General features: G+C 57.0%; 6 protein-coding genes and 1 pseudogene. 1 reads left to right on the forward strand and 6 read right to left on the reverse strand.

From position 1 onward, the window contains the following. Positions 1-185: 185 nt before the first annotated feature. Together BVER_RS25840 and BVER_RS25845 are read right to left on the reverse strand one after the other, a co-directional pair. Positions 186-1205 carry a GlxA family transcriptional regulator gene (locus BVER_RS25840; protein ID WP_050455690.1) on the reverse strand — a complete coding sequence of 340 codons (1020 nt, stop codon included), beginning with the start codon at positions 1203-1205 and terminating at the stop codon, positions 186-188. A gap of 111 nt (positions 1206-1316) precedes the next feature. After that, positions 1317-3353 (reverse strand): annotated as a pseudogene (locus BVER_RS25845) (oxidoreductase). A 200-nt stretch (positions 3354-3553) separates the two neighbouring features. Here BVER_RS25845 and BVER_RS25850 point away from each other — a divergent pair. After that, on the forward strand, positions 3554-4192 hold the full coding sequence (locus BVER_RS25850; protein WP_050455691.1) for a TetR/AcrR family transcriptional regulator: 639 nt from the start codon (positions 3554-3556) through the stop codon (positions 4190-4192). A gap of 934 nt (positions 4193-5126) precedes the next feature. On the opposite strand, the gene BVER_RS32905 is transcribed toward BVER_RS25850, so the two are convergent. The 4 genes from BVER_RS32905 to BVER_RS25865 all read right to left on the reverse strand — a co-directional run bounded on the left by BVER_RS32905 (position 5127) and on the right by BVER_RS25865 (position 8350). Further along, positions 5127-5303: a hypothetical protein gene (locus BVER_RS32905; RefSeq protein WP_198155373.1), complete on the reverse strand. Its 177-nt coding sequence runs from the start codon at positions 5301-5303 to the stop codon at positions 5127-5129. An 80-nt stretch (positions 5304-5383) separates the two neighbouring features. After that, positions 5384-6322, reverse strand: a complete 939-nt coding sequence (locus BVER_RS25855; RefSeq protein WP_050455692.1) for an electron transfer flavoprotein subunit alpha/FixB family protein — start codon at positions 6320-6322, stop codon at positions 5384-5386. An 8-nt stretch (positions 6323-6330) separates the two neighbouring features. Next, positions 6331-7080, reverse strand: a complete 750-nt coding sequence (locus BVER_RS25860) for an electron transfer flavoprotein subunit beta/FixA family protein (protein WP_050455693.1) — start codon at positions 7078-7080, stop codon at positions 6331-6333. Positions 7081-7102: 22 nt separating this feature from the next. Then, positions 7103-8350, reverse strand: a complete 1248-nt coding sequence (locus BVER_RS25865) for an aminotransferase-like domain-containing protein (protein ID WP_050455694.1) — start codon at positions 8348-8350, stop codon at positions 7103-7105. Positions 8351-8433 lie beyond the last annotated feature (83 nt).

The raw sequence follows: 8433 nt of genomic DNA on the forward strand, positions 1-8433 counted from the left end.
AAACAGGGTCGAGTTTCGTAAAGCACCGGCATATGCTGAACTGGCTCAAGCCCTTGATAAACCTGCTGCATCGGGCTGTAGCGTAGTCAGGCGAATGTCGATGCGAGAGCCATCCTGAAATAAAAAAGGGGCGTGATTTAGCACGCCCCCTTTTTTCACCATTGTCACGCGTTCCCGAGAAACGCTTAACCCGCCGCCCCATCCGTATCCAAGTCCAGGTCATCGTCGACGTCACCCCTTCCCAGCGCTACGCGATAAGCTCGCGGCGACACCCCTACCCGCGATAAGAACACTTTGCGCATCGAGGTATAGGCTCCGAATCCGCACCTGCTCGCGATGGCCTTTATCGGGTGCGAAGTGCCGGCCAAGTCCCGCGTTGCTGCCTCGAATCGAGCCTCGCACAAATACTCCGAAGGCGTTCTTCCCGTTTCGCGCTGAAAGACACGAACAAAATTTCGCTCGCTCATGGCTGCTGCCTTTGCGATATCGGCAGTACGAACGCGTCGGTGCGAGTTTGAAAGCACCCATTGCTTGGCGCGCTCAATCGAATCGGAAATCGTTCGCGGATGGTTTAAATGAGCGCTCAGCTGTGGCTCCGCGCCCGGTCGTTTTGTGAAGAGCACAAGTTCCTTCGCGACCTCCGTGGCCAGTTGCAAGCCGAAATCCTCTTCGACGAACGCAAGGGCAAGGTCGATACCCGCAGTCACGCCGGCACACGTCCATGCGTTACCGTGCCTGTTGAACAGCCGTCCCTCTTCGACCTGAATGTGTGGATGCGTCGACTGGAGGGATTTCGCGAACGACCAGTGCGTCACTGCCGGCCTTCCGTTCAATAATCCCGCCTCGGCTAGTAATAGCGTTCCAACACATAACGCACCGATACGCTCTGCTCGGTGCCCTTCTCGAGCGAGCCACAACTTCAATTCCGACGCTGTGTCGAGGCTGAGGAACGAGACGTCTGTTGTGCCGGGAATGATGACTGTGTGAGCAACTGCAGGTCCGAGCGCTTTCGAAGCAACAACCTGAGTCTCGATGTCGGAGCTGACCACACCAGCTGCTGTGGCCGCAATCTGAATGCTGTAGCCGCCAGCTTGCTTCGATTGCTGCAAGCAGTCGTTTGCTTGCTTGAACACCGTGAGCGGACCGACCACTTCCAGCGCTCGAAAGCCTGGATATACGACGATGTCTACCGAAACAGTTTTCATAACAGGTTGCGCGAATTCGGAACGATATCGCTTCGCTAGAAAGTCAGTGGGGCGGCGAATTTGTCGTTAAACGTAACCGCCGCCCCTCGGCCGAGCTAAACCCAGAGAGTCTTAAAGGTCCTTCGCCAGCCGAAGCGCATCATAGATTGCCGCATGTGTGTTACGTGCCGACACCGCATCGCCGATGCGGAACAGTTGGAAGCGGCCTTCGGGATTCTTCTCTTCGACCTGAGGCTTGCCATCGATGAGGTCGTCGTAGTTCACGGCGCCGAGGTTCTTCGACAGTGGCTTGAGCTCAAAGTAGAGCTCGTCCATCGGGATGGTTCCGTGGTTCACCACAATCTGGTCGTAGCGCTCTTCCTTCCGAATACCACCATAGTCGCTTCCGATGGTTGCGACCAAATCACCGCCGTCTTTGTGAACAGACTCAAGTCGATAGGTCACGGTGAACTTCGTTGCCAGCTTCTGCAGCGAACGCATATACGGCACGAGGTTCATGCTCATCACTTCAGGCGAGAACGTACGGTCCGGCGTCATCACCTCGACCTTGCCACCGACCTGCGCGACCGTCTCCGCGGCCTGCAAAGCGGCGTGGTCGCCGGCGTCATCGAAAATCAGAACGTTTGTGCCAGGCTTGACGTCGCCCGAGATAATGTCCCATGACGAAATCACATGTTCGTTGCCTTCGGTGCAGACCTCAGTGTGAGGCATACCACCGGTCGCCACGATAACGACGTCTGGATTCTCGGCGCTCACGGTCTCAGCGTCCGCGAACGTATTGAAGACGAAACGCATACCGTGCTTTTCGCACTGAGCCATTCGCCAATCGATGATGCCCATCATCTCCTTCCGACGCACATTCTGCGCCGTCAATCGAATCTGACCACCAGGGTTGTTCATCGCTTCGAACACCACGACATCGTGGCCACGTTTGCCAGCAACTCGGGCCGCTTCGAGCCCGGCCGGGCCAGCACCGATGATGACAATCTTGCGCTTCGTGGCCGCCGGCTTAATCGTCTGCGGCATCGTCACTTCACGGCCCGTCGCGGCGTTGTGAATGCAAAGGGCCATGCCGCCTTGGTAAATGCGGTCCAGACAGTAGTTGGCGCCAACGCAAGGCCGAATGTCATCCTCGCGCTTCTCGATGATTTTCCGCACGATGTGCGGGTCAGTCATGTGGACGCGCGTTATGCCAATCATGTCGACCTTGCCGGCCTCGATTGCATGGCGTGCCGTCGCCACATCTTGAATGCGCGCCGCATGGAATGTCGGAAATTCCGTTTCCTTGCGAATCTCGCCAGCGAAATCAAGGTGAGCGGCGCTCTTCATTCCCATAATCGGGATGATGTCCGTCAACCCGGCATCGGTCTCGAGGTGGCCACGAATGACGTTCAAGTAATCGACGAGCCCGCTGTTCGTCAGGCGCTTCGAGATTTCGACGCCCTCTTCCTTCGTAATACCACCCGCGATGATTTCGTCGGCGGTGTAGCGAATTCCGAGAAGGAATTGCTCCCCAACTCGTGCTCGAATCGCGCGCAACACGTCGAATGTAAAGCGCAGCCGGTTGTCGAGCGAGCCACCGTACGGGCCTTACAAGGTATTGGTGAGCGGCGACCAAAACTGGTCCATCAAGTGGCCATAGGATTCGATTTCGAGACCGTCCAGTCCTGCGGCCTTCATGCGCTCAGAAGCATCGGCGAAGTCTTTGACGATTCGGTCGATGTCCCACTCTTCCATCTTCTTCGGGAAAGCGCGGTGCGCCGGCTCTCGACTATGCGACGGGGAAACAGCCGGCAGCCAATCACCCTTGTCCCATCGAGTACGGCGTCCAAGGTGGGTCAACTGAATCATCACCTTTGCGCCGTGCTCGTGACACTCATCCACGAGGTCCTTCATCCAAGGCACAACTTCATCCTTGTAGGCCAGGATGTTGTTGAAGACCGGCGGGCTGTCTTTCGAAATAGCAGCCGACCCTGCGGTCATCGTCAGCGCGATACCCGCCTTCGCCCGCTCAACATGGTAAGCACGGTAGCGTTCTTTCGGCATCCCATCTTCGGCGTACGCAGGCTCGTGCGACGTCGTCATGATGCGGTTGCGGAAGGTGATGTGTTTGAGTTGATATGGCTGGAGGAGCGGGTCCGTGGACATGAGTGCCTCTTAGAGACGGTGGGAACAATTGTTAGTATGTGCAAAGATTAAAACCACTGTACCATCCTGTCAAGTATAAATACTGCGTGGTACATTGGGTGCACCGGCGTATCATTCCACGCTCTGCAGGACGTGCTTAGGTGGAAACCCGAGGGCACTCGCAACGAGGGGCGCTGCGTGATTTAAAGGAACTGGATTTGATGGAAGAAGCAATCGACCGAACGGACAAAATGCTCGACACCACACGCGGCTCTGCCGAGGTGTGGCTCGGGGCCGCGTACGACGCTCTGCTTGAAGGCGGCGTTGATGCCGTCAGCGTTCATGCCCTATCGAAGCGGCTCAATATCTCGAGAACAAGCTTCTACTGGTTCTTTAAGGACAAAGACGAGTTGCTATCTCGTCTGCTGGCGAAGTGGAAAAAAACGAACACGGGGAACTGGATAAGCCGCACTGAGGCTTATGCCGAAAGCATCGCTGAGGCAATCTTGAACGTCTTTGATTGCTGGTTCGATGAGGCAATTTTCGACTCGCGTTTCGAAGCGGCAATCAGAAGCTGGGCGCAGCAGTCGCCTGCAGTTGCGCGCGAGCTGGCGGAAGACGATGGCGCACGGATTGCGGCACTTACCGCCATGTTCGCGCGGTTCAACTACGACCCGAAGCCTGCAGACGTTCGCGCCAGGACAGCCTACTTCGTGCAGGTCGGATATGTATCCACCCATCAAAAGGAAGAGTTGTCGGTTCGCATGGACAGAATTCCAGAATACGTGGAGGTGTTCACCGGCAAGCGGGCGAAGAAGAATGAATTGGAGCGCTTCTATTCGCGGCGAGGCTTCAAGTAGTCAACAGTGAGCAGTAGCCCCGCAGAGGCGTGAGGGCTTCGGCATCGCACAGAACATCAATCGGTCAGCACGTGCGCAGCAAGAGCGAGAACATGGAACTTCGTTTCAATCTGTCTCGGACGTTGAAGGTGCAGGATTTGCGATTCCCAGTGCCGATTCACTGGTCACCGGGGCACGGAGAGCATCGGTTGACAGCCGAAACAGCGCTCCGAAAAGGGCCGTCAGGCACCGGCTGGTCGGTACCTGCTGAAGTTCTTTTTTCTTTTAGTATTGAACCGGGGGTTCGCGGATGTGCCTCGGGGACTTTAACCCTCTGCTCTTCGGGCACCGACCTTACAGATGGCCCTGATTGGGGTGCGCTTCACAAGTCCTATTGGGATGTCGCTTCGACGTTTGGAGCAACCTTGGCTCGCGAGATGTTCACGCGCCCAGAGTATCCCTGGACGATAGAGGAGGTGGCAGCTATCGCCGGAGTGACCCCACGTGAATTGAGGGGGCGGCTCTTCCGTCAGGCCTATAGCTTTTCGTCGACGTTGAGGCGCTGCCGGTTACTGCATGTTTTTCTTACGGCCCTATCACCAGACCACCCTCCTCGCGACCTCTCGTCAGCGATAACACGTAACAAGCATCTTCTGGACGATCGATTCAAGACAGCGCACCACGTTGCGATTTCGGCCATCTCAAAAATCACGCTACCGCAAGTAGCAGCGGGCAATCTGCTTGAGCGACTACCGAAGCCAGCCAATCAGACGTGGCTATTCGGTTAAATGGCCGACTCACTCTGGGCATATTGCCGAGAGTAGCGATGACCAACGAACAAAAAAAGCGCCGTGCGACGATGTCGCAAGGCGCTAAGTTGCCCACTCCGCATAGGAGTTGCGCACGTGGACAATCATGAGCTTGCCGCCGTTGGCAATGAAAAAAGCAGACGCCTTCAGTTGTATCCACGAACAGCGGGATACTCATCCCCAGCGTCGGCGCTTTCTGCTGCCAGTCGCTCAAACACCTTCGAGACATAGTCGGGTGTCGCAGCAATCTGAGTTGAGAGGTGTTTGGCTGCCCCTACCAGCGGCTCTGCACCCACGTCATCCTGCGTCAGGGATATCGTCACAAATGTCTCCTATCGCGTGATACGCGAATTCTTTTGCTCAGTGCCCTCCAAGTCTTGAAAGGCGGAGGACACTACTTTGCTTACGCGCTCAGTTTTGAAACCAACTGCGGCACAGCTTCGAAGAGGTCACCGACGAGGCCGACGTCCGCAACCGAGAAAATCGGAGCTTCCGCGTCCTTGTTGATAGCAATGATGGTCTTCGAGTCTTTCATGCCGGCCAAGTGTTGAATCGCACCTGAAATACCAACCGCGATGTAGACATCCGGCGCCACAATCTTGCCGGTCTGTCCCACCTGGTAGTCATTCGGCACATAGCCTGCGTCAACGGCCGCACGGGATGCTCCAAGCGCGGCCTGGAGCTTGTCAGCGAGAGGTTCGAGCACAGCCTTGTACTGCTCACCCGATCCCAGGCCACGCCCACCCGAAACGATGACTTTTGCTGCGGTCAGCTCAGGCCGCTCGAGCTGCGTGAGTTCTCGAGATACGAGCGACGAAAGGCCTGTATCTCCGCCTGCGCTGACTTGCTCGACGGCAGCATTCCCGCCGTCGCTACTGGTTGCCGCAAAGGCCGCCAGGCGCACCGTCAAAACTTTCACGTCATCCAACGATTGCACAGTAGTGATAGCGTTGCCAGCGTAGATTGGGCGCTCGAACGTGTCCTCGCTGATGACGGCCGTCACGTCAGATATCTGCCCAGCACCCAACTTCGCAGTAACTCGCGGGGCTACGTTTTTGCCGAAGGCGGTCGCTGGGAAAATCAGGTGAGAGTAAGCAGGCGCGAGTGCGGTCACGGTCGGTGCCACGTTCTCTGCAAGGCCCGCCGCAAGGTAGTCGGCGTCGGCGTGCAATACCTTCTCGACGCCCTCCAGCTTCGACGCTGCCGTCGCAACCTGGCTTGCTTGATGACCAGCAACAAGCACATGCACAGGCTTACCCACCTGACGCGCGGCCGCCAACGCGTGAAGCGTCGATGCTTTGATTTCAGTGTTGTCGTGTTCTGCGATAACCAATCTCGTCATTTCAAGCCTCAATCCGTCTTAACTTTGCTCTTCACAGCCGTCGTCAGCGCGTCGACGTCAGCGACAACCACCCCAGCCTTACGCTGCGGCAGCTCGGTGACCTTGAGCGTTTTGAGCCGTGGCTGAATGTCGACTCCGAGTTCCGCGACTTCGACCACGCTAATCGGCTTCTTCTTCGCCTTCATGATGCTGGGGAGCGTGACGTAACGCGGCTCATTCAGGCACAAATCAGTCGTCACAACGGCCGGCAACTTGATGCTCACGGTTTCCGCGCCACCGTCGATTTCTCGACCAACAAGCGCAGTGCCGCCTTCAGTTTGGAGTCGCGATGCAAATGTCGCCTGCGGAATATCGGCCAACGCGGCGAGCATCTGGCCCGTTTGGTTGGCATCGTCATCAATAGCCTGCTTTCCGAGGATGATGAGGTCAGGCTTCTCGCGCTCGACGAGCGCCTGAAGAATGCGTGCGACTCCGAGCTGCTGTAGCTCGCCGTCGACCTTTACGTGAATGCCTCGGTCAGCGCCAATAGCCAAGGCGGTGCGAAGTGTCTCGTGACACTGTGCAGAACCCGCAGAAACCGCGATGACCTCTGTCGCGCGACCCGCCTCCTTCAGCCTGACCGCTTCCTCGACCGCAATCTCATCGAACGGGTTCATGGAGAACTTCACGTTTGCAAGTTCGACCCCGGATTGGTCCGCTTTGACGCGTACCTTTACGTTGGCATCGACGACTCGCTTAACAGCAACCAAAATCTTCATTTTCGAGCATCCTTTCATGCAACTACGACTGAACAGATGAGCTTTGGACCGAAAGCGCCTCGTCGTATGCGCGCTTCAGTCGTGTGACACCTTCTTTGATATCTTCGACGCCAGGGGCCGCGAACGAGAGCCGTAGCGCGCACGGATCTACCTTGTCGGCAAAGAAAGCTTTGCCTGGCACGAAGATGACTTTGTTCTCGATGGCGCAGCTAAGGAGTGTTGCCGCGTCGACAGCGCCAATACGCGCCCAAACAAACATCCCGCCTTCCGGCTCGTGGAACTCAATCGCATCACCAAGCTGGAGACGAAGCTTGTCACAGAGCGTCCGGCTCTTGACTCCGTACATCGATGCGATATGAGGCAAATGCCTTTCGAGCGCGCCGTCAGCCAGATACTCAGCTGCTGTCGCTTGGGTCCAGGGTGTGCTGCAAAGGTCGACGGTCTGCTTGGCCACGACGCAGCGCCGCACGATTTCCACTGGCGCAACCATCCAGCCGACTCGAAGCCCGGGTGCGACAATCTTCGAGAGGCTTGCGAAGTGGACAATCCAGTTGCGCGAACCTTCAACCTCGTCGGCAAGCTCGAGAACCGACGGTACTTTCGAGCCAGCAAATCGAAGGTCACCATACGGGTCATCCTCAACGATGACGAACCTGTACTTGACGGTAAGCTTCAAAAGAGCGCCCCGACGTTCGCGGCTCAGCGTTGCACCGGTCGGATTCGCAAATGTGGGAACAGTGTACAAGAGCTTCGGTGCGGCAACCGCACCCGACGCGAGAAGCGTCGACAAGCGGTCCACATCGATGCCGTTCTCGTCCACAGGCACAGTCACTATCTGGGCCTCTTGAAGCCTGAATGCCTGCAAGGTCGCAGGATAGGCTGGCTGCTCAGTGAGCACCGTGTCGCCGGCTGTTACCAATATCCGTAGCAACAGGTCCAGCCCTTGTTGCGAGCCAGTCGTGACGACAAGCTCATCATTCGAGCATCCGATACCGCGACGACCCATCAGTGCAATCAGCTCGCGCTTAAGTTCTGCGAGGCCATCGGTCGGACCATACTGCAGGCAGCTTGATGGTTTTTGATAGGCCCGCGTCGCAGCAGCATCAAGCCCTTGAGTATCAAAAAGGTCACTAGCCGGATAACCACCGGCGAATGAAATCATGCCCGGCAAACTCAGATACTTGAAGAGTTCGCGGATGGGAGAGCCCGAGGGACTTTGAAACGGACGGGGTAGTGTGCAGAATGATGTGCAAAAACGCTGAGGCGGCAGGAGCGCAGAGGCAGGGGTGGCCGTGGTGTAAGTTGATGAATGTCCAGTTCGTCAACCTGCCCTCGGGAGGGCTTACGCCATGG

The sequence above is a fragment of the Candidatus Burkholderia verschuerenii genome (assembly GCF_001189365.1).
Classification (GTDB): Bacteria; Pseudomonadota; Gammaproteobacteria; order Burkholderiales; family Burkholderiaceae; genus Caballeronia; species Caballeronia verschuerenii.

Excerpts from the sequence above, each read along its gene's own strand:
- BVER_RS25840 (WP_050455690.1), bottom strand. The coding sequence starts at position 1,205 with ATGAAAACTGTTTCGGTAGACATCGTCGTATATCCAGGCTTTCGAGCG.
- BVER_RS25850 (WP_050455691.1), top strand. The coding sequence starts at position 3,554 with ATGGAAGAAGCAATCGACCGAACGGACAAAATGCTCGACACCACACGC.
- BVER_RS25855 (WP_050455692.1), bottom strand. The coding sequence starts at position 6,322 with ATGACGAGATTGGTTATCGCAGAACACGACAACACTGAAATCAAAGCA.
- BVER_RS25860 (WP_050455693.1), bottom strand. The coding sequence starts at position 7,080 with ATGAAGATTTTGGTTGCTGTTAAGCGAGTCGTCGATGCCAACGTAAAG.